This is a genomic window from Amycolatopsis eburnea (genome assembly GCF_003937945.1).
GTDB lineage: Bacteria > Actinomycetota > Actinomycetes > Mycobacteriales > Pseudonocardiaceae > Amycolatopsis > Amycolatopsis eburnea.
Genome location: NZ_RSEC01000060.1, coordinates 576,791 through 603,545 on the forward strand (window position 1 = coordinate 576,791; position 26,755 = coordinate 603,545).

At 71.4% G+C, this 26,755-nt stretch carries 17 protein-coding genes and 2 tRNA genes; 8 read left to right on the forward strand and 11 right to left on the reverse strand.

What is annotated here, in order from left to right:
* Positions 1-275 precede the first annotated feature (275 nt).
* Positions 276-728 (reverse strand): MarR family winged helix-turn-helix transcriptional regulator, encoded by a 453-nt coding sequence (locus EIY87_RS38335; protein WP_125314831.1) that lies wholly within the window; start codon positions 726-728, stop codon positions 276-278.
* Positions 729-868: 140 nt separating this feature from the next.
* On the opposite strand from EIY87_RS38335, the gene EIY87_RS38340 reads away from it, so the two are divergent.
* Together EIY87_RS38340 and EIY87_RS38345 are read left to right on the forward strand one after the other, a co-directional pair.
* Positions 869-2,053: an MFS transporter gene (locus EIY87_RS38340; protein WP_125314832.1), complete on the forward strand. Its 1,185-nt coding sequence runs from the start codon at positions 869-871 to the stop codon at positions 2,051-2,053.
* Positions 2,054-2,076: 23 nt separating this feature from the next.
* On the forward strand, positions 2,077-2,910 hold the full coding sequence (locus tag EIY87_RS38345; protein WP_125314833.1) for an aldo/keto reductase: 834 nt from the start codon (positions 2,077-2,079) through the stop codon (positions 2,908-2,910).
* Between the two features lie 69 nt (positions 2,911-2,979).
* Here the strand turns inward: EIY87_RS38345 and EIY87_RS38350 are convergent, their stop codons facing one another.
* Together EIY87_RS38350 and EIY87_RS38355 are read right to left on the reverse strand one after the other, a co-directional pair.
* Positions 2,980-3,819, reverse strand: coding sequence for an SAM-dependent methyltransferase (locus tag EIY87_RS38350; RefSeq protein WP_125314834.1), 840 nt, complete (start codon positions 3,817-3,819; stop codon positions 2,980-2,982).
* 97 nt (positions 3,820-3,916) lie between these two features.
* Positions 3,917-5,014 (reverse strand): sialidase family protein, encoded by a 1,098-nt coding sequence (locus tag EIY87_RS38355; RefSeq protein WP_125314835.1) that lies wholly within the window; start codon positions 5,012-5,014, stop codon positions 3,917-3,919.
* A 262-nt stretch (positions 5,015-5,276) separates the two neighbouring features.
* Here EIY87_RS38355 and EIY87_RS38360 point away from each other — a divergent pair, with 262 nt between their 5' ends.
* Positions 5,277-5,621 (forward strand): hypothetical protein, encoded by a 345-nt coding sequence (locus EIY87_RS38360; protein ID WP_225440308.1) that lies wholly within the window; start codon positions 5,277-5,279, stop codon positions 5,619-5,621.
* Positions 5,622-5,674: 53 nt separating this feature from the next.
* Here EIY87_RS38360 and EIY87_RS38365 read toward each other — a convergent pair whose 3' ends face one another.
* The 3 genes from EIY87_RS38365 to EIY87_RS38375 form a co-directional block, all read right to left on the reverse strand.
* Positions 5,675-5,875, reverse strand: coding sequence for a hypothetical protein (locus tag EIY87_RS38365; protein ID WP_125314837.1), 201 nt, complete (start codon positions 5,873-5,875; stop codon positions 5,675-5,677).
* Between the two features lie 88 nt (positions 5,876-5,963).
* Positions 5,964-6,503: a type 1 glutamine amidotransferase domain-containing protein gene (locus tag EIY87_RS38370; protein ID WP_125314838.1), complete on the reverse strand. Its 540-nt coding sequence runs from the start codon at positions 6,501-6,503 to the stop codon at positions 5,964-5,966.
* An 81-nt stretch (positions 6,504-6,584) separates the two neighbouring features.
* Positions 6,585-8,138, reverse strand: a complete 1,554-nt coding sequence (locus EIY87_RS38375) for a SpoIIE family protein phosphatase (RefSeq protein ID WP_125314839.1) — start codon at positions 8,136-8,138, stop codon at positions 6,585-6,587.
* 138 nt (positions 8,139-8,276) lie between these two features.
* On the opposite strand from EIY87_RS38375, the gene EIY87_RS38380 reads away from it, so the two are divergent.
* Positions 8,277-12,941: a HAMP domain-containing protein gene (locus EIY87_RS38380; RefSeq protein ID WP_125315043.1), complete on the forward strand. Its 4,665-nt coding sequence runs from the start codon at positions 8,277-8,279 to the stop codon at positions 12,939-12,941.
* Here EIY87_RS38380 and EIY87_RS38385 read toward each other — a convergent pair.
* Positions 12,893-12,966, reverse strand: a tRNA-Gly gene (locus EIY87_RS38385). The two genes, EIY87_RS38380 and EIY87_RS38385, sit on opposite strands and share 49 nt — an antisense overlap.
* 78 nt (positions 12,967-13,044) lie before the next feature.
* On the opposite strand from EIY87_RS38385, the gene EIY87_RS38390 reads away from it, so the two are divergent.
* The 3 genes from EIY87_RS38390 (at position 13,045) to EIY87_RS38400 (ending at position 14,603) form a co-directional block, all read left to right on the forward strand.
* A tRNA-Pro gene (locus tag EIY87_RS38390) sits at positions 13,045-13,121 on the forward strand.
* 76 nt (positions 13,122-13,197) lie between these two features.
* Positions 13,198-13,716: a hypothetical protein gene (locus EIY87_RS38395; protein WP_125314840.1), complete on the forward strand. Its 519-nt coding sequence runs from the start codon at positions 13,198-13,200 to the stop codon at positions 13,714-13,716.
* 50 nt (positions 13,717-13,766) lie between these two features.
* The gene (locus EIY87_RS38400; protein WP_125314841.1) at positions 13,767-14,603 is read left to right on the forward strand and encodes a hypothetical protein; all 837 of its coding nucleotides are present in this window, start codon (positions 13,767-13,769) and stop codon (positions 14,601-14,603) included.
* On the opposite strand, the gene EIY87_RS38405 is transcribed toward EIY87_RS38400, so the two are convergent.
* Positions 14,535-15,335: an alpha/beta fold hydrolase gene (locus EIY87_RS38405; RefSeq protein ID WP_125314842.1), complete on the reverse strand. Its 801-nt coding sequence runs from the start codon at positions 15,333-15,335 to the stop codon at positions 14,535-14,537. The genes EIY87_RS38400 and EIY87_RS38405 overlap by 69 nt on opposite strands.
* Positions 15,332-16,129 (reverse strand): NAD(P)H-binding protein, encoded by a 798-nt coding sequence (locus tag EIY87_RS38410; RefSeq protein WP_125314843.1) that lies wholly within the window; start codon positions 16,127-16,129, stop codon positions 15,332-15,334. Before EIY87_RS38410 ends, EIY87_RS38405 begins: the two co-directional genes overlap by 4 nt.
* A 67-nt stretch (positions 16,130-16,196) precedes the next feature.
* On the opposite strand from EIY87_RS38410, the gene EIY87_RS38415 reads away from it, so the two are divergent.
* Positions 16,197-16,604: a winged helix-turn-helix transcriptional regulator gene (locus EIY87_RS38415; protein ID WP_125314844.1), complete on the forward strand. Its 408-nt coding sequence runs from the start codon at positions 16,197-16,199 to the stop codon at positions 16,602-16,604.
* On the opposite strand, the gene EIY87_RS38420 is transcribed toward EIY87_RS38415, so the two are convergent.
* Together EIY87_RS38420 and EIY87_RS38425 are read right to left on the reverse strand one after the other, a co-directional pair.
* Positions 16,546-18,108, reverse strand: coding sequence for a carbohydrate-binding protein (locus EIY87_RS38420; RefSeq protein WP_125314845.1), 1,563 nt, complete (start codon positions 18,106-18,108; stop codon positions 16,546-16,548). The genes EIY87_RS38415 and EIY87_RS38420 overlap by 59 nt on opposite strands.
* Positions 18,109-18,210: 102 nt before the next feature.
* Positions 18,211-26,733 carry a type I polyketide synthase gene (locus tag EIY87_RS38425; RefSeq protein ID WP_125314846.1) on the reverse strand — a complete coding sequence of 2,841 codons (8,523 nt, stop codon included), beginning with the start codon at positions 26,731-26,733 and terminating at the stop codon, positions 18,211-18,213.
* Positions 26,734-26,755: the final 22 nt, after the last annotated feature.

Below are 26,755 nucleotides of genomic sequence, written 5' to 3' on the forward strand. Positions count from 1 at the left end.
GAAGCAAAAGTGTCCCACGGATGGAGCAGGGGTTCGGGCGCACGGGCGCCCTAATCCCGCCGCCGATCGGGAGGGTGCCGCCCAGCGGGGGTTTCGGAAGACTTGCGCAAGTTCGCGTCAGGAGGCGGGCACAGCGGCAGGTGGCAGCGGAGAAAGTTTCACGCCCTGGCACCGGGCAGGCGGCGAACGCCCCAATGTGGCCTTGGTTGCGTCTTGCGCACCGAAGGCCGCCTTGGGTGCGTCTGACGCATCGAAGGCCACCTTGGGGCGCTTGGTCAGGAGGCGGGCACGGAAAGCTTGCCCAGCACGCCGACCAGCGGTGAAAGTTCCGGCAACGCCTCGGCTTCGGCGAGCGCTTCCGCCAGCGCCGTGTCGTGGGTCGGGCGGGCCGCGGTCAGCAGGGCCTGGCCCGCCGGGGTGACCTCGGTGTAGATGCCGCGGCGGTCGTCGGCGCAGAGGTAGCGGGCCAGCAGGCCGCGGCCCTCCAGCCGGGTCACCAGCCTGGTCGTCGCCGACTGGCTGAGCACCACGGCGTTGGCGAGCTGGTTCATCCGCAGGTGGAAGCCGTCCTGGCGGGCCAGCACGTCGAGCACGGTGTACTCGCTCACCGACAGCTCGTGGTCGCGCTCGAGCGCGCGCTGCAGCTTGTCCTCGATCCGCGCGTGGAGCGCGGCGAGCGTGCGCCAGCCCTGCGCGCGTGCCTCCACGGCGTCGTCGTCCAGTGACACGGTTCACCTCTCCCGCGCTTGCGCGCACCCGGTTGCACGCTGCACTATCAAGCTCGTGCAATATACGGCGTCTGCAACTATCTCGGACGCTCGTAGTTGTCAACGCCCATAACCAGTCTACCCCGGGAAGAAGGAAGTCCATGCCCGCCGCTCTGCTCGCACTGGCGATCAGCGCTTTCGGGATCGGCACCACCGAGTTCGTGATCATGGGCCTGCTGCCCGAGGTCGCGGCCGACTTCGGTGTCTCGATCCCGTCCGCAGGCCTGCTCATCTCGGGCTACGCGCTCGGCGTCGTCGTCGGCGCGCCCGTGCTCACCGCGCTGGCCTCGCGGGTGCCGCGCAAGACCGTGCTGGTCGCCCTGATGGGCCTGTTCATCGCGGGCAACGTGCTCTCGGCGCTGGCCCCGAGCTACGGCCTGCTGATGACCGGCCGCGTCGTCGCGGCGCTGAGCCACGGCGCGTTCTTCGGCGTCGGCTCGGTCGTCGCCGCGTCGCTGGTCGCCCCGGCCAAGCAGGCCAGCGCGATCGCGCTGATGTTCACCGGCCTGACCGTGGCCAACGTCCTCGGCGTGCCCGCCGGCACCGCGCTCGGCCAGGCCTTCGGCTGGCGCTCGACGTTCTGGGTGGTCAGCGCACTGGGCGTGGCCGGCGCCGTCGGCATCCTCGCCCTGGTGCCGCACCAGGAACCCGCGCCGGGCGCGGGCCTGCGCGGCGAACTGGCCGTGTTCCGGCGTCCGCAGGTGTGGCTCGCGCTGATCATGACCGCGCTCGGCTTCGCCGGCGTGTTCGCGTCCTTCACCTACATCGCGCCGATGATGACCGAGGTCGCCGGCTTCTCCAGCGGGGCCGTCACCTGGCTGCTCGTGCTGTTCGGCGGTGGCCTCTTCGCGGGCAACCTGCTGGGTGGCCGGGCCGCCGACCGCAAGCTCATGCCGAGCCTCTACGTCATCCTCGCGGCGCTGGCGGTCGTGCTGGTCGCGTTCGTCTTCACCGCGCACGCGAAGGTGCCGGCGGCGATCACCATCGCGCTGTTCGGCGCGGCGGGCTTCGCGACCGTGCCGCCGCTGCAGGCCCGCGTGATGGCCAAGGCCGAGGGCGCCCCGGCGCTGGCCTCGGCAGCGAACATCGCCGCCTTCAACCTCGGCAACGCGGGCGGCGCGTGGCTCGGCGGCCAGGCCATCGGGGCCGGCCTCGGCTACACCGCGCCCAACTGGATCGGCGCCGCGCTCGCCGCCGCGGGACTCGCCGTGGCGCTCGTCTCCGGACTGCTCGACCGCAGGACCCCGGCTAGTTTCGAAGCCGGGGAACGGGTACTCGCCCGATGAACCACCCACCGAAAGGAACCCTCGTGACCAGCGTGCCCGTGATCGAACTCAACAACGGCGTGCGGATGCCGCAGCTCGGCTACGGCGTGTTCCAGGTCCCGGACGACGAGACCGCCACCGCCGTGAAGGCCGCCCTCGACGCGGGCTACCGCAGCATCGACACCGCCGCCGTCTACGGCAACGAGAAGGGTGTCGGCCAGGCCATCGCCGAGTCCGGTCTGTCCCGTGACGAACTGTTCGTCACCACCAAGCTGTGGAACTCCGCCCAGGGCTACGACTCGACGCTCAAGGCGTTCGACGAGAGCATGGCCAAGCTCGGCCTGGAGCAGCTCGACCTGTACCTCATCCACTGGCCGACGCCGCAGCGCGACAAGTACCTGGACACGTGGAAGGCGTTCGAGAAGCTGTACGCCGACGGCCGCGTCCGCGCGATCGGCGTGTCCAACTTCCAGCCGGCGCACCTCGAACGGCTGATGGACGCTTCCGACGTCGTCCCGGCGGTCAACCAGATCGAGCTGCACCCGTACCTGCAGCAGCAGGAGGTCCGCGAGTTCGACGCGAAGCACGGCATCGCGACGGAGGCGTGGAGCCCGCTCGCCAAGGGCGGCAGCCTGCTGGGTGACCCGGTCGTGGCGGAGCTGGCGGTCAAGCACAGCCGGACGCCCGCGCAGATCGTCCTGCGCTGGCACCTGCAGCTGGGCAACGTCGTCATCCCGAAGTCGGTGACGCCGGCACGGATCGCGGAGAACTTCGACCTGTTCGGGTTCACCCTCACGGAGGAGGAGCTCGACTCGCTGTCGCCGCTGGACCGCGGTGAACGCACCGGCCCGGACCCGGACTCCTTCAACGCCGCCTGACCCGCGCACTGCCGTTAAGGCCACCTTACGGGCGTCTGACGCCCGTAAGGTGGCCTTAACGGCACGGGGTCACTGCTTGCGGGCCACTCCGCCCAGTGTGAGGAAGTTCAGCTCGGACAGCGGGTGCAGGCGCGGGCCGTCCGGCCACCACTCGTGCAGGTAGACCAGGCCCGGCCGCAGCAGCTCGGTGCCGTCGAAGAACCCCTCGATCTGCTCGCGCGTGCGGTGGACGCTGCCGAGTCCGGTGCCCTGGAAGCTCGTCTCCAGCAGCCGCGCCAGCTCCTGGCGCGGCGAGTCCTCTTCCGGGTCGAAGTTGTGCGTGAGCAGCAGGTACGAACCCGGCGCGAGCGCCTCGACGTACTCCCCGACGATCTTCTTCGCGCGGTCGTAGTCGTCGATGTGGTGGATGATCGACGTCAGGATCAGCGCGACCGGCCGGGAGAAGTCGAGGTACTCCTTCACGACGTCGTCGCCGAGGGTGTCGGCCGGGCGGGTCAGGTCGGCGCCCGTCACGTGGGTCAGGTAGTTCTCTTCCAGCAGGGCGCGGCCGTGCACCTGCACCACCGGGTCGTTGTCGACGTAGACCACCTGCGCGTCCGGGTTGTACCGCTGCGCCACTTGGTGGGTGTTTTCCGCGGTCGGCATGCCGGAACCGAGGTCCAGGAACTGGTCGATGCCGCGCTTGCCTGCCAGGAACCGGACCGCGCGCACCAGCCAGTCGCGGTGCTCCTTCGCCATCGTGCGCGCGCCGGGCGCGATCGCCAGCAGGCGCCGCATCGCTTCGCGGTCGACTTCGTAGTGGTCGTGGCCACCGAGGAGCGCGTCGGACAACCGGGCCAGGCTCGCCTTGCTGAAATCGAGCGCGGCCGCCCCGCCCTCGGTCCCGGGCCGCAGGTCGCCAGGCGTCATCGGCTGATCTCCCACTCTGCGCAGCAACGGACAGTGCTCAGCCTACGACATGCCGGTGACCAAGTGAACCAGGCCGAAGGGCCTTGGCTGCCAGGGACTATGACCCGAAACGCAGTTCGCGCCAGGAGCTTCCGCCGTCCGTGGTGCGGTACACGGCCGAACCGTCCGCGGCATCCGGCTGACCGTCCACGACGACCCCCGTGCCGCGGCCGGGGAAGTCGAGATCGGCCAGCCCGAGCCCGCGCTCGGACAGCGCCGTCGTCGTCCAGGTGCGGCCGCCGTCGGCCGTGCGGTGCAGGAAACCGACGCCACCGCCCACCGCGGCCACCGTCGCGGACGTCGGCGAAGCGGCGCCGAACCCCTGGGTGATCCCGGTGTACGGCGCGGCGTCGCTCCCGCTGAACGCCCCGCCGAGCCGCGGGGCGTGCCGCAGCCGCCGCTCGGTCGACCCGGGCTGCGGCGACCCGGGACTGCTGCTGCACAGCGCCACGACCTGCCGTTCCCGCACGTTGGCGAGCGACGCGACCGACCCGGCCGGGCACGGCGGCTCGGCCCGCGTGAAGCGGACGCCGTCGCGGGAGGTCCAGTACTCCTCCGTGCCGTAGTCCGCGCCGAGCGCGACCTGGACACCGCCGCCGACGGAAAGATCGCCGTAGGTGATCGACCCGGTGACGGCGAACCCGGGCACCGGCACCAGCACCGGCGAACCGGCGGCCGCGGAGTACAGCCGCGTCGAGCCGCGGCCCTCGCCGTAGCTGGTGAGCACCGCGAACACGCGGCCGCCCGTCTCGGCGACCTTCGAGAGGTAGTACGGCTCGCGCGCGCCGATCAGGCCGACCGGGTGCCAGCTCGCGCCGCCGTCCCGGGTGGTGCGGAGGTGGACGCCGTCGCTGACGTAGGCGACGCGGCTGCTGACGGAGGTCAGCGCGACGTGGTTGTGGTTGTCCGGCAACGGCACCGGCGGCGCGCCCAGCCGCCGCCAGTGCGCCCCGCCGTCCGTGGTGCCGAGCAGCGCCGGGCACCAGCCGTCCGCGCACGGGGAATAGCCCAGGACGTAGCCGGTGTCCGGACCGGTCCAGCTCGTCGACGCGGGCCGGAATCCCGCCGGTACCGCGGTTTCCGCGTCCGCGGGGAGTGTCGAGACGGCCAGGAGGGCGAGGACGGACGCCAGCAGCGCCGGGATTCTCATGATCACGTGGACGTTCGTGGCGGAGCCGGGTTGCCCGCCGCACCCGGCGTCATGCCCTTCTACCTTCCCCAAACTACCCACAAAACGGACGTTACGGATATTTGCGACAAGTACGGTTCGCATCCCCGCACGCCGGGTATCCGAAAAGAAGCCACCGTACGCCCAGATCCGTCCACATCGGACAGTCGAAAGGACGGCGACGATGCCGTATCCCCCGCCCCAGGAACCGTACGAACCGCGTTACGAACCGGAAACGACGGAAGAAGTCGTGGAGCGGACCCATCCGCGCATCCGGATCGTCCGCACGATCAACGCCCTGATCCACCTCGTGTGCGCGGTGTTCGCGCTGGTCCTGGCCGTGCACATCGTCCTGGTGATCGGCGAGGCGAACTCGGCGAACGGCTTCGCGCACCTGATCAGCGAGTGGTCGTCCGGGGTGTCGCTGGGCTTGCGCAACCTGTTCACGCCGGATTCGGAGAAGCTCGCGACGTTCCTCAACGACGGCCTCGCGGCGGTGATCTGGCTGGTCATCGGGGCGATCCTGACCGACGTCATCACGCGCATCGGCGTGCCGGGACCGCGGCGGGTCTGGTACCGGCGCAGCTACCGCTGACCACGAAGAAGGCCTCCCCGGCCGGGCCGGGGAGGCCTTCTTCACGTCCGTCGTCAGCCCTGCGGCTGTTCCGCGACCGGCTCGGCCGGCTCGGGCTCGTGCTCCGGGCGGGCCTCATCGGCTGGTTCGGCGCCGCGGGGCACCGGAACGCCCTCGGAGGCGATCGCGTCGAAGTGCTCACGGCACCAACGGCCGTAGCGCCTTGCCTGCACCGTCATCGCGTCCACCTCCTCTCGCCGGGCGATCCTCGTCACACCCTCAGCGTGCTCCGCCGCGGTGCCGAATGCCAACAAATTTAAGCGGGACTTAAGGCACCCGTCCGGGTGAATGTCTACAAAGGACTCAGGCGAACGAGCGCACGACCTCGCGGCAGAACGCCGGCAGGTCGTCCGGGTTCCGGCTGGACACCAGGCCGTTGTCGACCACTACCTCTTGGTCGACCACGGTGGCGCCGGCGTTACGCAGGTCGGTGCGGATGCTGGGGTACGACGTCAGCGTGCGGCCGCGTACGACATCCGCTTCGACGAGCGTCCACGGACCGTGGCAGATCACCCCGACCGGCTTACCCGCGCGGACGAATTCGCCCACGAAGCGGACCGCGTCCGGGTCCGTCCGGAGGTTGTCCGGGTTCATCGTGCCACCGGGCAGCAGCAGCGCGTCGAAGTCGCCGACCTCGACGTCGGCCACCTTGCGATCGACCGGGAACCGGTCGCCCTTGTCGATGTCGCCGTTCATCGCCTGGATCTCGCCGGTGTCGAGGGACACCAGCTCGACCGTCGCGCCCTCGTCGAGGACGGCCTGGCGCGGCTTTTCGAGCTCGACCTGTTCGACGCCGTCCGCGGCCAGGATCGCGACGCGGCGCCCGTTCAGTGCGTTCGTCATGGGACTCCTGTCGTCGGGTCGGATGCACCGGGGAATTACCCCCTCCACCGGCGCCCAAACCCGGGCTACACAGGACAACGCTCAGTCCGGGCACTCCACGGCGAGCACCGCGATGTCGTCGTGCGCCGAGCTGCCCAGCCAGTCGCGGACGGCCTGCCGCAGCCGCCGCACCACCTCGCGGGCCGGCTCGCCCGCCGCCGCGGTCAGCACCGCGCGCAGGCGGTCGTCGCCGAAGAGCTCGGTCTGGTCGTGGCGGTTGCGGGCTTCGGTGATGCCGTCGGTGTAGAGCAGGCACATGTCGCCGCGTTCGAGCCGCACGCCCGCCTCGGCGAACCGGGCCTGCGGCGAGATGCCGACCAGCGTGCCGGGGACGGTGACCTCCTCGACCACCCCCGACCGGCGCACGATCAGCGGCGCCGGGTGCCCGCCGGAGGCCAGCGTCAGGTCGACGCCGCCGTCCACCGGCTGGGCCGTGCCGAGCACGAGGGTGGCGAAGCGGCTGCTGCCGCCGGCGATGAGCAGCTCGTTGAGCAGCCGCAGCAGCGTGCGGCCGTCGCGTTCGACCATGGCCAGCGCGGTCAGCGCGTGCCGGACCCGGCCGGTCAGCGCCGCGGCCTCCGGGCCCTTGCCGCAGACGTCGCCGAGCACCAGGAACGCGCTGCCGTCGTCGTGCGGGAGGACGTCGTAGAAGTCGCCGCCGACCGCCAGCACCCCGCCCGCCGGCTCGTACCAGGTCTCGAACCGGGTGCCCTCGAGCTCGGGCGGGTCGATCGGGCGCAGCGTCGTCTCGAGGCCGCGGGTGGCCTCCTCCTGGCGGGCGTAGCGCTGGGCGTTGGCCAGCGCCGTCCCGGCCGCCTTGGCGAACTCGGCCACCGCGCGCGTCTGCTCGCCGCCGAACTCGGGGTCGGCGCGCCGGCCGAGCAGCAGGGCACCGGTGACGCCGGAGCCCGCGCTCGGCCCGAGCGAGACCACCGACACGTCGGCGTGACCGGCGAACCGGTCGGCCACGACCGGCGGGAGCGTGGCGACCTCGGGCGCGGGCACGGGCGCGATCTGGGGACGGCCGGTGGCGCCGAAGGTCGCCGCCAGCACCGGGGCGACCTGGGCCGGGACCCGCCGGATCCGGCCGTGGCCCTGCGCCGCGGGGCGCTCGCAGCTCCACCACTCCCACCGGCCGCGGGTGGTCGGGAGCAGCACGAAAACGGTCTCGGCCAGCGCGGACGCGGCCAGCTCGGCGATCACCCGCGCGGTCCCGTGGCGCCCGCGCGCGCCGGCCAGCCGGGGCCCGGCCTCGGCCAGGAAGTCGCCGACGTGCCGCTGCGGGACGTCCTCCGCGGGCACGGTCCAGGCGTGCCAGCCGCCGGGCAGGGCGCGGATGCGGGCCGGCCGTTTGTGGCCCGCTACCTCGACGTGTCCCGACGTTTCGGCGATGGGGTGCAGGCGGGGCTCGGCGCCGCCGGTCAGCGTGTGCGCCGCCGGGTTCGCCCAGCGCAGCGCCCCTTCGGCGTCGCTGAGGAACACCGCGTCGCGCACGTCTTCGAGGACGGCCCGCCCGAAGGCGTCGAAGCCCGGCGGCCCGTCCTCACCTGTCATCGGCGGCAGGGCCGCCGACGCCGGGGCCGGACGTGACACCATGCACGGACCTCCTGCCTCCGGACTGCTGTCGCACGGCTACCGCGTGGTGGGCGGACTGGCTCGAAGTGTAGGGCGAATCATGGCACGCTGGGTCGACGACCATGGCTGGCGCATGCGTGGTGGAGAGGGTCGGCACACATGACAACGGAATCCCAGAGCGAAGCGGCCGCGCTGGAACGGCTGCTCGTGGCGGTCCGGGATCTCGGGGACGGCAACTTCCGCCGCCGGCTCGTTCCGCACGGCGACGGCATCTCGGCGCAGCTCGCGGTGGCGTTCAACGACATCGCCGAGCGCAACCAGCGGCTGGTCAGCGAGCTGTTGCGGGTGCGCACGGCCGTCGGCCAGGAAGGCAGGCTGCTCGAACGCCTGGAGGGCGAAGTCGGCCCCGGTGGCTGGAGCACCGCCGTCGACGCGGTCAACGGCCTGGTCGAGGACCTCACCCGGCCGGCGATCGAGCTCGAGCGCGTGCTCGGCGGCGTCGCCGACGGGGACCTGTCCCAGCCGATGACCCTCACCCTGGACGGCCGCCCGCTGCAGGGCGCGTACGCCACGCTGGCCAAGACGGTCAACGGCCTCATCGCGCAGCTGTCCCGCTTCGCCGCCGAAGTGACGAGGCTCTCCCGCGAGATCGCGGGTGAGGGACGTCTCGGTGGCCAGGCGGTCGTGCCGGGCGTGTCCGGCACCTGGCGCGACCTGACCGATTCGGTCAACTTCATGGCCGACAACCTCACCGAGCAGGTCCGCAACATCGCCCAGGTCACCACGGCCGTCGCGCGCGGTGACCTGACCCAGAAGATCAACGTCGACGCCCGCGGCGAGATCCTCGAGCTCAAGAACACCATCAACACCATGGTCGACCAGCTCTCGGCGTTCGCCGACGAGGTCACCCGCGTCTCGCGCGAGGTCGGCTCGGACGGCAAGCTCGGCGGCCAGGCCCAGGTCCCGGGCGTCGCCGGGACGTGGCGCGACCTCACCGACTCGGTCAACCTGATGGCCGACAACCTGACCGACCAGGTCCGCGGGATCTCGCAGGTGGCGACCGCGGTGGCCAACGGCGACCTGACGAAGAAGATCGACGTCGACGCCCGCGGCGAGATCCTGCAGCTCAAGAACACGCTGAACACGATGGTCGACCAGCTCTCGGCGTTCGCCGGCGAGGTCACCCGCGTGGCGCGCGAGGTCGGCTCCGAGGGCAAGCTGGGCGGCCAGGCCGAGGTGGCGGGCGCGGCCGGGACGTGGCGCAGCCTCACCGACTCGGTCAACGGGATGGCCGACAACCTCACCGACCAGGTCCGCAACATCTCGCACGTGACCACGGCCGTGGCGAAGGGCGACCTGACCCAGAAGATCACCGTCGACGCGCGCGGCGAGATCCTCGAGCTCAAGACGACCATGAACACGATGGTCGACCAGCTGTCCGCGTTCGCCGACGAAGTCACCCGCGTCGCCCGCGAGGTGGGTACCGAGGGGCAGCTGGGCGGGCAGGCGCAGGTCCCGGGCGTCGCCGGCACCTGGCGCGACCTCACCGGCTCGGTCAACTTCATGGCGAACAACCTGACCACCCAGGTCCGCAACATCGCCCAGGTCGCCACGGCCGTGGCGAAGGGCGACCTGACCCAGAAGATCGCGGTCGACGCCCGGGGCGAGATCCTCGAACTCAAGACCACGCTCAACACGATGGTCGACCAGCTCTCCGCGTTCGCCGACGAAGTCACCCGCGTCGCCCGCGAAGTCGGTACCGAGGGCAAGCTCGGCGGCCAGGCCACCGTGCCCGGGGTCGCCGGGACCTGGAAGGACCTCACCGACAACGTCAACTTCATGGCGAACAACCTGACCGACCAGGTCCGGAACATCGCCACGGTGACGTCGGCGGTCGCGAAGGGCGACCTGACCCAGAAGATCACCGTCGACGCGCGCGGCGAGATCCTCGAGCTCAAGACCACGCTCAACACGATGGTCGACCAGCTCTCCGCGTTCGCCGACGAAGTCACCCGCGTCGCCCGCGAAGTCGGTACCGAGGGCAAGCTCGGCGGCCAGGCCACCGTGCGCGGCGTCGCCGGCACGTGGAAGGACCTCACCGACAACGTCAACGTCATGGCCACCAACCTGACCGACCAGGTGCGCAGCATCGCCACGGTCGCGACCGGCGTGGCCAACGGCGACCTGTCGAAGAAGATCTCGATCGTCGCCCAGGGCGAGGTCGCGGCGCTGGCCGAGACGCTGAACGGGATGGTCGAGACGCTGCGCGCGTTCGCCGACGAGGTCACCCGCGTGTCCCGCGAGGTCGGCACCGAAGGCATCCTCGGCGGTCAGGCGCGGGTGCCCGGCGTCGCCGGGACCTGGAAGGACCTGACCGAGAACGTCAACTTCATGGCGCACAACCTGACCAGCCAGGTGCGCAACATCTCGCAGGTGACCACCGCGGTCGCGAAGGGCGATCTGACCAAGAAGATCGACGTCGACGCGCGTGGCGAAATCCTCGAACTCAAGACCACGATGAACACGATGGTCGACCAGCTCTCGGCGTTCGCCTCCGAGGTCACGCGTGTCGCGCGCGAGGTCGGCACCGAGGGCAAGCTGGGCGGCCAGGCCGAGGTCGACGGCGTGTCGGGTACCTGGCAGCGGCTCACCGAGAGCGTGAACCAGCTGGCCGGGAACCTGACCACGCAGGTCCGCGCGATCGCGCAGGTGGCGACCGCGGTGACCGCAGGCGACCTGACCCGGCACATCACGGTCGACGCGTCCGGCGAGGTCGCCGACCTCAAGGACAACATCAACCAGATGATCGCGAACCTCAAGGAGACGACGAGGACCAACCGCGAGCAGGACTGGCTGAAGACGAACCTCGCGCAGCTGTCAGGCCGGATGCAGGGGCACCGCGACCTGGCGTCGGTCGCGGCGCTGATCCTGTCCGAGCTGGCTCCGCTGGTCCAGGCCCAGCAGGGCGCGTTCTTCCTGGCCCGCGACGACGACCGCGACGGCACGGCGCTGGAGTGCATCGCGGCCTACGGGCTCGCGCAGTCCCGCGCCGGCCTGCGGTTCGGCATGGGCGAGTCGCTGATCGGCCAGGCCGCGGTCGACCAGCGCACGATCCTGGTCCACAACGCCCCGCCGGAGTACGCGCTGATCTCCTCCGGCCTCGGCTCGGCGGCGCCGGTGAACCTGATCGTGCTGCCGGTGCTGTTCCAGGGCGAGGTGCTCGGCGTGCTGGAGCTGGCCTCGGTCAACGAGTTCAGCACGGTCCACCAGGACCTGCTGGAGCAGCTGCGGCACACCATCGGCGTCAACGTCAACACGATCCTGTCGAACTCGCGCACGGAAGCGCTGCTCACGGAGTCGCAGCGGCTGGCGCAGGAGCTGCGGGCGCGGTCGGAGCAGCTGCAGGCCCAGCAGGGCGAGCTGCGCCGGTCGAACACGGAGCTGGCCGAGAAGGCGGCGCTGCTGGCCCAGCAGAACCGCGACATCGAGGTCAAGAACAGCGAGATCGAGCAGGCGCGCCAGGAGCTGGAGGAGCGCGCCGGGCAGCTGACTGTGGCGTCGCAGTACAAGACCGAGTTCATGGCGAACATGTCGCACGAGCTGCGGACGCCGTTGAACAGCGCGTTGATCCTGGCGAAGCTGCTGTCGGAGAACCCGGAAGGGAACCTGACCGAGAAGCAGATCCAGTTCGCGAAGACGATCTACGCGGCCGGGTCCGACCTGCAGCAGCTGATCAACGACATACTGGACCTGGCCAAGGTCGAGGCGGGCCGGTTGGACATGCAGATGTCCGACATCACGCTGCCGGAGCTGGTGGACTACGTCGAGTCCCTGTGCCGCCCGCTGACCGCGGACAAGGGCCTGGAGTTCGCGGTCCACATCGACCCGCCGGTGCCGGGCAGCGTCCACACCGACGAGCACCGGCTGCAGCAGATCTTGCGGAACCTCCTCTCGAACGCGGCGAAGTTCACCGACGAGGGCGGCGTCCGGCTGCACATCCGCGCGGCCGACCCGGCGGAGGTGGAGCAGGAGGCGCTGAAGAACGCACCGGGCATCATCGCGTTCGCGGTCGAGGACACGGGCATCGGCATCCCCGAGGAGAAGCTGGCGGTCATCTTCGAGGCGTTCCGCCAGGCGGACGGCACGACGAGCCGCAAGTACGGCGGCACGGGCCTGGGCCTGAACATCAGCCAGCAGCTCACGGAGCTGCTGGGGGGCGAGCTGCGCGTGGTGAGCGAACCGGGCGTCGGCTCGACGTTCACCCTGTACCTCCCGGTGGCGGCGGCCAACCTGGTCGACCCGACCGTGACGGCGCCGTCCCCGCCCAAGCTCCCCCCGGTCCCGAGCACGGTCCTGGTGGCGGCCCCGGACGTCACCCCGAAGCGCTTCCACGGCGAGAAGGTCCTGATCGTCGACGACGACCTGCGGAACGTGTTCGCCCTGGCCGCGGTCCTGGAGCAGGCGGGCCTGGAGGTCATCTACGCGGAGACCGGCGTGGACGGCATCCGCGCCCTGGAGCGCAACGAGGACACGGCCCTGGTGCTGATGGACGTGATGATGCCGGAGCTCGACGGCAACGCGACGATCGCGGCGATCCGCGCGGAGGCGGCCAACGCCGACCTGCCGGTGATCGCGGTGACGGCGAAGGCGACGGCGGAGGACCGGGCCCGCACGCTGGCCAGCGGGGCGGACGACTACATCACGAAGCCGGTCGACACGGACAAGCTCCTGGACGTGATCGCGGCGTCCCTGGAGGCGGACGCCGCGTCGTACGGTGGAGCGGGTGACGGGAATCGAACCCGCGTAGCTAGTTTGGAAGACTAGGGCTCTACCATTGAGCTACACCCGCGTGCCCCCGGAGGTACCCGGGTGCGTGGGTAGTTTAGCGGGACCCGCTAGGCTGATCACACACCCCCCTGGGGTGGCACGGGATGTGGCGCAGCTTGGTAGCGCATCCGCTTTGGGAGCGGAGGGTCGCAGGTTCAAATCCTGTCATCCCGACCAGATGGGCCTCTGGCGGCGTGTCCGCTGTATTTCCGCCCGCCCTCCCCCGCTCAGCTCGGGGAGAGGGTGATGTCCGATGAACAGATCGATCCGCGCCACGACCGTCCTCGCGGTGGCCGCCGCAGTCGTCGTCGCCTGTGGGCGGGCCCCCGAGCCGCCGTCCGCGGCCCTGCCCGAGACCACGGCGAGCGCCGAAGAGACCGCCGAAAGCCCCACGGTCGAGACCAGCGAACCCCAGCCAACCCACAGCCACCCGGCCGCCACCACGCGACCGGCACCGAAACCCCGCCCGAACCCGCCGACCACCCCGAAGCCCCAACCCAAGCCGCCCGACCGGTGGGTGCTCAGCTCGGCCGATCGGCGCAGCATCGAGCAACGCACCCACATCTCCTTCCTGTCCATCAACGCCGCCGACTCGCTCCGCACCTACTGCCCCAAGCACGACGCCTGCATCAAGATCGCCTTCGACGTCGACCCCGGCCTCGGGCACGAAGACGAGGACTGCTGGATCGACCACGTCGTCATCCCGGACCCGCTGCACGAAGGGGGGACGATCACGTGGGTGGTCAACAACCTCTGCGATTCCGCCGAGTAGCCGGGCAGCCCAAGGCCGAAGCACCGGACGCGCCTTCGCGGGCACTCAAGGTGTTCAGCTCCATCCTCGCGCCCACCACCGTGCTCACCGCGCTGCTCTTCTACTTCGGGACGCAGCACGCCAACGCCTTCTGCGGGTGGTTCGGGGTCCACTACTCGGTCCTCGGGCTGTCCGTGTCGGACTACCTGATCCGCGCCGGTGACGGGATGACCGTGCCGATCACCGTGGTCGCCGCCGTCGGGCTCGGGGTGTTGTGGGCGCACCGGTTGCTGGAGGCACGGCTTTCGCCACGCGCTTGGCGCACGCTGCTGCGGCGGGCGGTGCCCGTGCTCTCGGTCGCCGGGGTCGCGCTCGTCGGGCTGGGGCTGGCCGGGCTCGTCGTGCCCGCCTTGCTGTACCGGTTCCCCGGGCTGCCGGGGTTGTGCCTGGCCGTGGGGTTCCTGTGCTTCCCGCTCGCCGACCGGGTGCACCAGGCACGCACCGGGCGGCACCGGAGCGCCACCGGCGCCGTCGTGCAGTGGACCTTCACCTTCGTGCTCGTCACCGTCGGGGCGTTCTGGGCCGTCACCGACTACTCCGCGGCCGTCGGGGAACTGCGCGCGTACGAATACGAAGTCGCCCTGCCGAAGACGCCCGACACCGTCGTCTTCAGCGAGAAGGACCTCGGCGTCCGGGCGCGCGGGGTGGTCATGTCCCCCTGCGCGCCGGACGCCCAGTACCGCTTCCGCTACGACGGGCTCGTGCTCGTCCTGCAGTCCGGCGGCACCTCGCTGCTGCTCCCCCGCGAGTGGAACCGCGCCGACGGCACCGCCGTGCTGCTACCCGGTTCCGCCGGCACCCGGCTCGAGTTCGCGCCGGCGGGTACCGTCCGCGACCGTGTCTGCTAGCCACTTCGCCACCGTCGAGGCCAGCGCCTCCGGCTGGTCTTCCGGCGTGTGGTGGCCCGCCTTTTCCGGCCGCCGCACCACTTCCAGCGCGGCGAAGTTCGCGGTGAACCAGTCGATCATCGGCTCCGTCAGCATCGTCCCGTAGCCCGGTTCGAACGTCACCAGCAACTTGGGCACGCCGGAAGCCTCGAGCCAGCGGTCGAACGCCTCGATCCGGGCCACCACCGACGCCGGCTCGCCGCCCAGCGGCATCGAGCGGGCCCACTGCAGCAGCGGGCGACGGTCCTGGAACGCGTACTCCGGCGGCACGAAGTCCTCGATCAGCGACGCGCCCGTCGTCTTGAGCGCCCGGAACACCTCGGCTCCCGCGGGCGGGAACTCCGCCCACGACATCGGCTTCAGCACCGCTTCCGTGAACGCCAGGGCCCGCACGCGCGAAGGGTGCCGGGCGGCCCAGTCCGCGGCCAGCGCGCCACCCCAGTCGTGTCCGATGAGGACCACGTCGTCCAGTGCGAGGTCGTCGAACCACTCGTCGAGGTAGCGCGCGTGGTCGTCGAACGTGTACTCGATGTCCGGCCGTGGCGAGTCGCCCATGCCGATCAGGTCCGGGGCCAGGCGGCGGCCGGGCAGGGACGGCATCACGTTGCGCCACAAGCGCGACGACGTCGGGTTGCCGTGCAGGAACACCAAAGGCGCTCCGGTTCCCAGCTCCTGATAGGACAGTACTGTCACTTGAACGCTCCCGCGAAGCGAACGGCCCACTCCGCGAACGAACGCGGCGGGCGGCCCAGCACCCGCGCCACGTCCGGACTCACCTGCTGCTCCTCCGGTTTCGGCGCACCCAGGATGTCCAGTGTGGACTCCGCGACCGCCACCGGCATGAAGTTCACCATCGCCGCGAGGGCCTCCTCGCGCGTCCGGGACACGAACCGCACCGGCTCCCCCACCGCCTCGCCGATGGCCGTCGCCTGCTCGCGCGGGGTCACCGGGGCCGGGCCGGTCAAGACGTACGTTTTGCCCGCGTGCGACGGGGAAACCAGCGCCGCCGTCGCGACGGCCGCGATGTCCTCCGGGTCGACCACGGGCAGGGCGACGTCACCGAAGGGCGCGACGACCTCCCGCGACGAACGGACGCTTTCCGCCCACTGGAACGCGTTCGACGCGAACCCACCGGGGCGCAGCACCGTCCACTCCAGACCCGAAGCGCGCACCTCGTCTTCGAACACCGCCGGGTGCCGCCCGGTTCCGACGCCCTGCGACGACAGCAGCACCACACGTGCACCCCCGGCCCGCGCCAGCACCGGCGCCAGCGAACCCCGGAAATCCGGTGGCACCATCAAGAACACGGCCGACGCACCTTCGACCGGCAACGTCGACGGCGATGCCAAGTCCCCCTGCCGGACCACGACTCCCGACGGCGCCTCGGCGATGCGGCGGGACACCGCCGTCACCTCTTCACCCGCTTCCGCCAGCATGCGCACCAGCGGCGTTCCGACATTTCCCGTTGCTCCCACGATCACGATCATGCGAGCCACGCTACCTTCGCCGGTATAGTAGGTACCTAGAGGAAAGTAATGGCTGGAGGCCCGAAAAGTGACCAGGACCACACCTGAGCTCGCCTGCCCGATCGCGCCGGTCGTGGACATCGTGTTCAGCCGCTGGACCACGCCGATCCTGTGGACGCTCAACGAGTTCGGCCGGCAGCGGTTCGTCGAGCTCGAGCGCCGCATCGCCACGATCACGCCGAAGGTGCTCACCCAGCGGCTGCGGCAGCTCGAGCGCGACGGCCTGGTCGTCCGCACCTACCACGCCGAGGTGCCGCCCCGGGTGGAGTACGAGATCAGCGAGCTGGGCCGCAGCCTGGGCCCGCTGTTCGCCAGCCTCGCCGAGTGGTCGCCCCACCTCGACGAGGTGGAGAAGGCCCGCGCGGCCTACGACTCCGCTAACGCGAAAGGTCCAGGTAGTCCAGGTTCGCCGGGCCGTCCGCGGTCGTCGCGGTGACCCGCACGGTGTGCGCGCCCGCCGCCAGCGACACCGGACGGGCGACCGTGCTCCACGTCGTCCAAGCACCGGTCGGCGGGAACGGGACACCCGTGGCCACCACCGTGCCGTCGACCGCGATGTCAACCGGGCGCGCCGCCGTCGTGCCGTTGGCGTAGCCGAACGTCAGCGCCGACGCCGGGCCGGTGACCTGCCATTCGACGTAGCTGCCGACGGCGTTGGCCCCGTTCGCGAAGCCGGTCCCCGAGAAGCCCGCGTGGTTCGCGTCGATCGTGCCGCCCGCGGAGACGGTCGCGGATTCGGCTTCGTAGCGAGCAGCCCCGGAAGACAAGCGGTACAGCACCGTCGCGTGCGAGGGCACCGAGGCGCTGATCGTCCCCGTGGTGCTCCGGACGGCTTTGCTCCACAAGTCCTTCAGCGTGTACGACGACGCGCCGCCGATGCCCGTCGCGGAGGCCGAAGTGCTGATCGTCGCCGTCGCCGACGTCTCGTTGGACAGCGCCACCGCGCGGTCGCCGTTCGCGAGCACCTTGCTGTAGACGACGAGCCCGCCGTTCGCGCTCAGCACCGTCGCCTGCTTGCCCAGCGGGTCCTGGTCGAGCGCGATCACGTCGGTGTTTTTGAGGATCGCGAAGCTGTCGTCGGACGCCTTCCGCAGGTCGCTGCCGATGAGCAGCGGCGCCGCCATCATCGCCCACAGGCTGAAGTGCGTGCGGTACTCCGCCGCGGTCATGCCGCCGTTGCCGACCTCCAGCATGTCCGGGTCGTTCCAGTGCCCGGGTCCGGCGTACTGGGCGAGGCCGCGATTGGTCTGGGCCTTGCCGATCATGCTCGACCACTTGTCCGAGATGTCGCCGGTGGTGCGCCACAGGTTCCCGACGGGCGCGGCCCACGTCCACGGCTTGTTCTGCCCCCACTCGCAGATCGAATAGGCGATGGGGCGGCCGGACTTCGCGAGCGCGTCCCGCATCGCCTTGTACCGCTGCTGCGCGTCGACACCCTGGTTGTTGCAGTTGTCGTACTTGAGGTAGTCGACGCCCCACGACGCGAAGAGGTTCGCGTCCTGCTGCTCGTGCCCCAGCGCGCCGGGGAAGCCGGCGGTGTTGCACGTCTTCGTCCCGGCGCTGGTGTAGATGCCGAACTTCAGGCCCTTGCCGTGCACGTAGTCGGCGAGAGCCTTGATACCGCCGGGAAAGCGCGCGGGATCGGGCACGAGGTCGCCCGCGGAGTTGCGCGCGGGCAGCGCCCAGCAGTCGTCGATGTTGACGTAGGTGTAGCCCGCGGCTTTGAGGCCCTTGCTGACGAAGATGTCCGCGATGCCCTTGATCATGGCTTCGTTGAACTCGGCCCGGCACTGCGTCGAGTTCCAGTTGTTGAAGCCCATCGGCGGCGTTCGCAGCAGGCCGTTTTCGAGGGCCGACGCCGGGGACGAGCCCAGGACGAGACCGCTTGCCGCGATCACGAGCGCGGCGGCCGCGCTCGTGCTGCGCCGGAGTGAGGACATGCGTGCTCCCGGAGGTGAGAGGGGGACGACCTCCGGTTAGTAAAGGTTCCTTCCGATCAGCGCGTCAAGGTGTGGTGCACGAAACATCAGATATCATCCCGGTCACCGGCACGACATCGGCAGTTCCTCCACCAGCCAGGCGTGCAGCTGACGCGCCGCGTCGGCCACGTCCTCCCCCGTCTTCAGGGTCAGGACCGGTACCCGCGGCTCGGCGGCCGCCGCGCCGAACAGCCGCAGGTAGGCGCCGACGGTCGTGAGTTCGGCGTCCGTGACGCTCTCGGGAAGCTCGTCGAACTCGACCTCCGCCGGATCGGCGAGCACGACACCGGTCGCCCCGGCCACGTCCGCCACGGCGGCCGCGAGCAGGGCGCCCGAGCCGGACCCGAGCACGACGAACGGTTCGCCGGCCGCCTGCTCGCGGATCGCCTCGGCCGCCGACGCGACCAGCGTGTCCAGTTCGGCCGGTGCGGACGTCTCACCGTCGAAACCGGGCGCGGGCAGCAGCCACGCCTCGCGGACGCCGTCGAACCGCACGGTCACCTCTTCGCACCACTGCGTCGAGCCGGTGAGCGTGCCGAACGCGAAGAGCAGCGGGCGGGACGCGCCCGTCGCCACGCGCTTCGGCCGCGGAGTCCACGGGACCGGCGGCAGGAACTGCGACGCCGTGGCGAGGAACGTCCGGAATTCGTCGGTGCGGCCGGTTTCCCTCGCCGTCCTGAGCAGGGCGCCGAGCGAACCGCCCGTGTCCGGCGCGGCCAGGGAGACGTTGGCCAGCAGGTGGTCGGTGAGTTCGGCGACCGTCGGGAAGTCCCAGACGAGCGCGGCGGGCAGCTCGAGCCCGGTCGCCGCGCTGATCCGGTTCCGCAGCTCGACGACGCCGAGGGAGGTGAACCCCAGCTCGGCGAACGCGGATTCCGGCTCGACGGCCTCGACGGACGGGTGCCCGAGCGTCGCCGCGACCTCCGCCCGGACCCAGCCGAGGAGCCACGCGGGCCGGTCACCGGCCGGAAGCTCCGCCAACCGCCCGGTGATGGACTCGACCACTGCCGGCACTTCGCCGCCTTCGGGCACGACGGTCTCCGGCAGCACCATGTCGAGCCAGTACCGGCTGCGCTGGAACGCGTAGGTCGGCAGGTCGACGCGGACAGCTCCGGGGAAGAACGACTCCCAGCCGACGTCGACCCCAAAGGCGTGAACAGTGCTCAACGCGGTGAGCAGTGCTCTCTCTTCAGAGCGGTCGCGTCGCAACGCCGGGACGGCGACGCAGTCCCCGCCGAGGGTCTCCCTGGTCATCGCGCTGAGCACGCCGTCCGGCCCCAGTTCCAGGAACGTCGTCACGCCTTCGGTTTCAAGAGTGCGCACCGCATCGGCGAAGCGGACTGCCTCACGCACGTGCCGCACCCAGTAGTCGGCGGTGAACGGCTCCGCGAGAGCACCGCTCACATTCGAGATCACCGGTATCGTCGCGGAGCGATGCTCCAACGACTCGGCGACCGCGCGGAACTCCTCCAGCATCGGGTCCATCAACGGCGAGTGGAACGCGTGGCTGACGGTCAGGCGCTTGGTCTTCGGGAACTGCGCTGCGATGGCCAGGACCGCGGCTTCCTCGCCGGAGATGACGACCGACTCGGGGCCGTTGACCGCGGCGATCGAGACGCCCTCGGTCAGGGTGATCGCGGACTCCGGAGCGGCGATCGAGACCATCGCACCGCCGGCGGGCAGGGCTTGCATGAGGGAGGCGCGCGCGGCGACCAGGCGGCAAGCGTCCTCCAGGGAAAGGACCCCTGCGACGTGGGCGGCGGAGATCTCGCCGATCGAGTGCCCGGCCACGAAGTCCGGGCGGATGCCGAACGACTCGACCAGGCGGTAGAGGGCGACCTCGACCGCGAAGAGCGCGGGCTGGGTGAACTCGGTGCGATCCAGCAGCTCGGGCGTGGCGAGCGCCTCGCGAAGCGCGGGATCGAAGTGGGTGAGGATCTCGTCGAAAGCCGCCGCGTAGACCGGGAAGCGAGGGTAAAGCTCCTGGCCCATGCCGACCCGCTGCGCACCCTGGCCAGTGAACAGCGCCGCCAGGCGGCCGGGACGTTCACGGCCGGTGACCACGTTCGGTGCGGCCCGGCCGTCGGCCAGCGCGGCCAGCCCGGCCGAAAGCTCTTCGGCGGTAGTGCCGTGAACCACCGCTCGATGCGCGAAGCGGCTTCGCGAAGAAGCCAAGGACAACCCGACGTCGGCCGGGTGTTCAGTGACACCAACCAGCTGGGCAGCCTGCGCCCGGAGCGCCGCCTCACTACGACCCGACAACACCCACGGCAGCACGCCCGTCTCGCCGCGCTCCGGAACAACCACCGGCGCAGGAGGAGCCTGTTCGAGGATCGCGTGCGCGTTGGTCCCGCTGACACCGAACGACGACACCCCGGCCCGCCGCGGCCGGTCGGACACCCACTCGCGGGCTTCCGTCAGCAGCTCCACCGAGCCGGCCGTCCAGTCCACATGGGACGACGGCTCGTCGACGTGCAGCGTGGGCGGCAGGACACCGTGCCGCATCGCCATGATCATCTTGATCACGCCGCCGACGCCGGCCGCCGCCTGGGTGTGGCCGATGTTGGACTTCAGCGAGCCGAGCCAGAGCGGCGCCGAGCGGTCCTGGCCGTACGTCGCCAGGATGGCCTGCGCCTCGATCGGGTCGCCGAGCGTCGTGCCGGTGCCGTGGCCTTCCACGACGTCCACTTCGGACGGCTGCAACCCGGCCCCGGCCAGTGCGGCGCGGATGACCCGCTGCTGCGACGGTCCATTCGGGGCAGTGAGGCCGTTGGAGGCGCCGTCGGAGTTCACCGCCGTGCCGCGGATCACCGCGAGCACCGGGTGGCCCAGCCGCCGGGCGTCGGAAAGCCGTTCCACAGCCAGGATTCCCGCGCCTTCACCCCAGCCGGTGCCGTCGGCGGCGTCGGCGAAGGACTTGCAGCGGCCGTCGGCGGCGAGCCCGCGCTGACGGCTGAAGTCGATGAACACCCCCGGCGTCGAAAGCACCGTGACGCCGCCGGCCAGCGCGAGGTCGCACTCGCCCTGCCGCAGCGACTGGCACGCCAGGTGCAGTGCCACCAGCGAAGACGAACACGCCGTGTCCACCGTGAGCGCCGGGCCTTCCAGCCCGAACGCGTACGCGATGCGGCCGGACACCACGCTCGCCGAGCTGCCGGTGCCGAGGAAGCCGTCGACGCCCTCGGGCACGGCGAGCGGCCGGGACGCGTAGTCCGAGTACATCACGCCGGTGAACACGCCGGTCCGGCTGCCGCGCAACGACTCCGGGTCGATGCCCGCGCGTTCCAGTGCCTCCCAGGACGTCTCGAGCAGGAGCCGCTGCTGGGGGTCCATCGCGAGCGCCTCGCGGGGCGAGATGCCGAAGAAGCCCGCGTCGAAGTCGGCGGCGTCGTAGAGGAACGCGCCTTCCTTGGCGTAGCTGGTGCCGGGGTGGTCGGGGTCCGGGTCGTACAGCGCGTCGAGGTCCCAGCCGCGGTCGTCCGGCAGGCCCGCGACGGCGTCGCGGCCCGCGGCGACCAGGTCCCACAGGTCTTCGGGGCCGCGGACGCCACCCGGGTAGCGGCAGCCGATGCCGACGACGACGATCGGGTCGCCGTCCACCCGGCGTTCCCGCACCACGACCTGCGACGACTCCCCGGAAACCCGTTCGACGACGTACCGGGTGAGTGCCTGCGGGTTCGGGTGGTCGAAGACGAGCGTCGCCGGCAGCCGCAGGCCGGTTTCCGCGGCGAGCCGGTTGCGCAGCTCCAGCGCCGTCAGCGAGTCGAAGCCGAGTTCCTTGAAGGCGCGGCCCGGTTCGACCGCGGCCGCCGAGCCGTACCCGAGCACGCCCGCGACCAGGCCGCGGACGAGTTCGAGGACCTGGCGGGTCCGGTCGTCCGCGCCGAGCCCGGCCAGCCGCTCGGCGAACGACGACTTCGCGACCGCCGCCGCGGCCTGCCGTCGGGCGGGCGGCAGCAAGCCGTGGAGGAGCGCCGGCGTCACGGGCTGACGGCGCAGCGCGGCCAGCTCCAGCCGGACCGGCGCGAGCACGGCCTGGTCCGCGGCGACCGCCCGGTCGAACAGCGCCAGCCCGGCCTCGCTGGTCAACGGCGTCATGCCCGCGCCGGCCATGCGGTGCAGGTCGCCCTCGGCGAGGTGCCCGGTCATCGAGCTGGCCTCGGCCCAGAGTCCCCAGGCCAGCGCCACCGCGGGCAGGCCGTGGGCGCGGCGGTGCTGGGCGAGCGCGTCGAGGTAGGCGTTCGCGGCGGCGTAGTTGGCCTGGCCCGCGCCGCCCATGGTGGCGGCGAAGGACGAGAACAGCACGAACGCCGATAGCCCGGAGGTGAGTTCGTGCAGGTTGCGGGCCGCGTCGGCCTTGGGCCGCAGCACGGTGTCCAGTCGCTCCGGCGTGAGCGATTCGACGACGCCGTCGTCGAGGACGCCGGCCGCGTGCACCACCGCCGAAACGGGGTGCTCGGCCAGGACCGCCGCCAGCTGCGCGCGATCGGCGACGTCGCAGGCGATCGCCGTCGCGGTGGCGCCGAGCCCGGAAAGCTCGGCGAGGAGTTCGGGCGCGGGAGCGCTGCGGGACAACAGAAGCAGCCGCCGGACACCGTGGCTGGTGACCAGGTGCCGGGCGACCAACCCGCCGAGCAGGCCGGACGCCCCGGTGATCAGCACCGCGTCGGCACCCCACTCAGGCTTACTGTCCGAAGTGGACGCGCGCGCCAGCCGTGGGACGTGCCACTTCCCGTCGCGCAGCGCCAGCTGGGGTTCCCCGCTGGGCAGTTCCGCCGGGACCTCGCCGGCGTCGAGCAGCACGAACCGGCCGGGGTTCTCGGCCTGGGCCGAACGCACCAGGCCGGTGACGGCCGCCGCGGCGAGGTTCGGCACGTCTTCGCCGCCGACCGAGACCGCACCCGTGGTCGCGATGACCGAGAGTTCTTCGGAGGCCAGTGCCTCCTGGAGTCGCGTGAGGACGGCCGCTGTCGTCTCCCGCACTGTCCCTTCCGGAACCCGGAAGACGGTGAAGTCGCTGGTCAGCTCGGTGCCGGTCAGCTCGGGCCAGATGACTTCGAAGAGCGCGTCCGAAGTGGACTCCGTCTTGGCGGGCGTCCGCAACGTCAGCGACCGGACCTCGCCGACCGGGGCGCCGGTCTCGTCGGCCAGGGTCAGCGCGACGGCGTCGCCGGACACCGGCGTCAACGTCACCCGCAGCACGGTCGCGCCGGACGCGGTCAGCGAGACGCCGCTCCAGGCGAACGGCAGCTTCGGCCCGTCCGCGGTCGCCGAAAGCGCACCGAACCCGGCCGCGTGCAGGGCCGCGTCGAGCAGTGCCGGGTGCAGGCCGAACCGGGCCGCTTCGGCGCGCAAGGCCTCGGGCAACTCGACTTCGGCGAAGACCTCGCTCCCCCGGGTCCAGACCGCACGCAGCCCGCGGAACGCCGGGCCGTAGTCGACACCGGTCGCCGCCATGGCCGGGTAGAAGCCGTCCAGCTCGACCCGCTCGGCCCCCGCCGGCGGCCACTCGGAGGCCGCACTTTCACGTGAAAGTGCGGCCTCCGAAAGGAAGCCGGTCGCGTGGCGGGTCCACGGGGTGAACTCGTCCGGTCGCGAGTGGATGGTGAGGTCGCCGTCGCCGGCCACCGAAACCTGGAGGTGCACGCCGCCCGTGGCCGGCAGCACCAGCGGCGTCTCGAGCGTGAGTTCGTCGAGGGTGCGGCGGCCGACCTGGTCACCGGCGCGGATCGCGAGTTCGACGAACGCCGTGCCCGGCAACAGGACTTCGCCGCCGACGCGATGGTCGGCCAGCCACGGGAGGTTGTGCAGTGACAGCTTTCCGGTCAGCACGGCGCCACCGGAGTCCGCGAGCCCGACCACGGCACCGAGCAGCGGGTGTTCCGCCGGGGTGAGCCCGAGGCCGCCCGCGTCGCCGATCGCCACCAGCCGCGGCCAGTACCGCTCGTGCTGGAACGCGTACGTCGGCAGTTCGGTGCGCCGCGCGCCGGGGAAGGCGTCGTCCCAGCGGACGTCGACGCCGTGCACCCAGGCTTCGGCCAGCGACGTGTGGAACCGGGCGAGGCCGCCCTCGCCACGACGCAACGTCCCGAACGCGGCGTCCCCGATCGCCATGGTCAGCACAGGGTGCGGCGACGCCTCGACGAACGTCCGGAAACCCTGACCGGTCAACGCGGTCACGGCGGTGTCGAGCCGGACCGGACGGCGGAGGTTGGTGTACCAGTACTCGGCGTCCAGCTCGGTGCCGTCGAGCCAGGCGCCGGTGACCGTCGAGAAGAAGCCGGTCGACGCCGTTGTCGGCCGGACGGGCGCCAGAACCTCCAGGAGGCGCTCGCGGATCCGTTCCACCTGCGGCGAATGCGAGGCGTAGTCCACCGGGATCCGCTTCGCGCGAACGTCGTCGGCGGCGCAGGCGGCCATCAGCTCGTCGAGCGCGTCCGGGGTCCCGGAAACGACGACCGCGGCGGGACCGTTGATTGCGGCGATCGACAGCCGCTCGCCCCACGGCGTGATCCGGGCGGTCACCGCGTCGGCGCTTTCGGGGAGCGAAACCATGCCGCCCTGCCCCGCCAGTTCCAGGATCGCCTGGCTGCGCAACGCGACCACCCGCGCACCGTCCTCAAGGGACAGCGCACCGGAAACGACGGCGGCGGCGATCTCGCCCTGCGAGTGCCCGACGACCGCGGCCGGCTCGACGCCGTACGAGCGCCAGAGTTCCGCCAGCGACACCATCACGGCGAAGAGCGCGGGCTGCACGACGTCGACGCGCTCCAGCATCGCGGCGTCGCGGATGGCATCGGTCAGCGACCAGTCCACAAAGGAGGACAGCGCCGCCGCGCACTCGTCCATGCGGGCGGCGAAGACCGGCGATTCGGCCAAGAGGTCCACGGCCATCCCGGCCCATTGGGAACCCTGGCCGGGGAACACCATCGCGACCTTCCCCGCGGCGGCCGTCCCCTTGACCACGGCGGGCGCGGGGAGATCCTCGGCCAGCGCGGCGAGCCCGGCGGCCAGGCCGTCGCGGTCACCGACGACCACCGCGCGGTGGTCGAACGCGGACCGGGTCGTGGCCAGCGAAAGACCGATGTCACCGACCGGCCCGCGCACCCCGGCGAGCGCGGCGGCCTGTCCGCGCAGCGCCTCGGCCGACCGGGCCGAGAGCACCCAGGGCACGACCTGCCCGGGCTCGTCGGGTCCGGGGACGCGAACGTCCTCCGCCGGGGCTTCCTCCAGGATCGTGTGCACGTTGGTGCCGCTCATGCCGAACGCCGAGATCGCGGCGCGGCGCGGCCGGTCCGACGGCCACTCGCGGCGCTCGGTGAGCACCTCCACCGCACCGGCCGACCAGTCCACCCGGGACGACAGCTCGTCGACGTGCAAGGTCTGCGGAAGGACGGCGTGGCGCAACGCCATGACCATCTTGATGACCCCGGCGACCCCGGCGGCGGCTTGGGTGTGGCCGATGTTGGACTTCACGGAACCGAGCCACAGCGGTGTTTCACGGTCCTGGCCGTAGGTCGCGAGCAGCGCCTGGGCTTCGATCGGATCGCCGAGGGTCGTGCCGGTGCCGTGCGCCTCGACCGCGTCGACGTCCGCTGTGGACAGTCCCGCATCGGCCAGCGCGGCCCGGATGACCCGCTGCTGCGACGGTCCATTCGGGGCGGTCAGCCCGTTCGACGCGCCATCGGAGTTGACCGCCGAACCGCGGACGATCGCCAGCACCGGGTGGCCGTTCCGGCGGGCGTCCGAAAGCCGTTCCACCACGACCATGCCGCTGCCCTCGCCCCACGAGGTGCCGTCGGCGGCTTCGGCGAACGCCTTGCACCGGCCGTCGGCGGCCAGGCCGCGCAGCCGGCTGAACGCGATGAACGAGCCCGGGGTCGGCAGCACGGTCACACCACCGGCCAATGCGAGGTCGCACTCCCCCTGCCGCAGCGCCTGTACCGCCAGGTGCAGCGCGACCAGCGACGACGAACACGCCGTGTCGACGGTGAGTGTCGGCCCCTCCAGCCCGAACGCGTACGCGACACGTCCGGAAAGGACACTCGCCGCGTTGCTCGTGGCGAGGTGCCCTTCGAGAGCTTCGGCGGCGCTGAGCATGAGGGTGCCGTAGTCCTGGCCGTTGGAGCCGACGAAGACACCGGTCCGGCTGCCCTTCAACGACGGCGGCCGGATACCCGCGTGCTCGAAGGCCTCCCACGAAGTCTCCAGCAGGAGCCGCTGTTGCGGGTCCATGGCCAGTGCCTCACGTGGGGAGATGCCGAAGAAGCCCGCGTCGAAATCGGCGACGCCGTCGAGGAAACCGCCTTCCCGGACGTACGACGTCCCGGGTGCCTCGGGATCCGGGTCGTACAGCGAACCCAGTTCCCAGCCGCGATCCTCGGGGAACCCGGAGATCGCGTCCCGTCCATCGCGGACCAGCTCCCACAGCTGCGCCGGGGTCCGGACGCCGCCGGGGAACCGGCAGCCGAGGCCGACGATCGCGATCGGCTCGGGGGTCTGCGCCTCTTGGAGCCGCCGGCGGGTGTCCTGCAGATCGGCCGTGACCCGCTTGAGGAAGTAGCGGAGCTTTTCCTCGTTGTCCATCGTCGTTCACTCCATGCAGTAG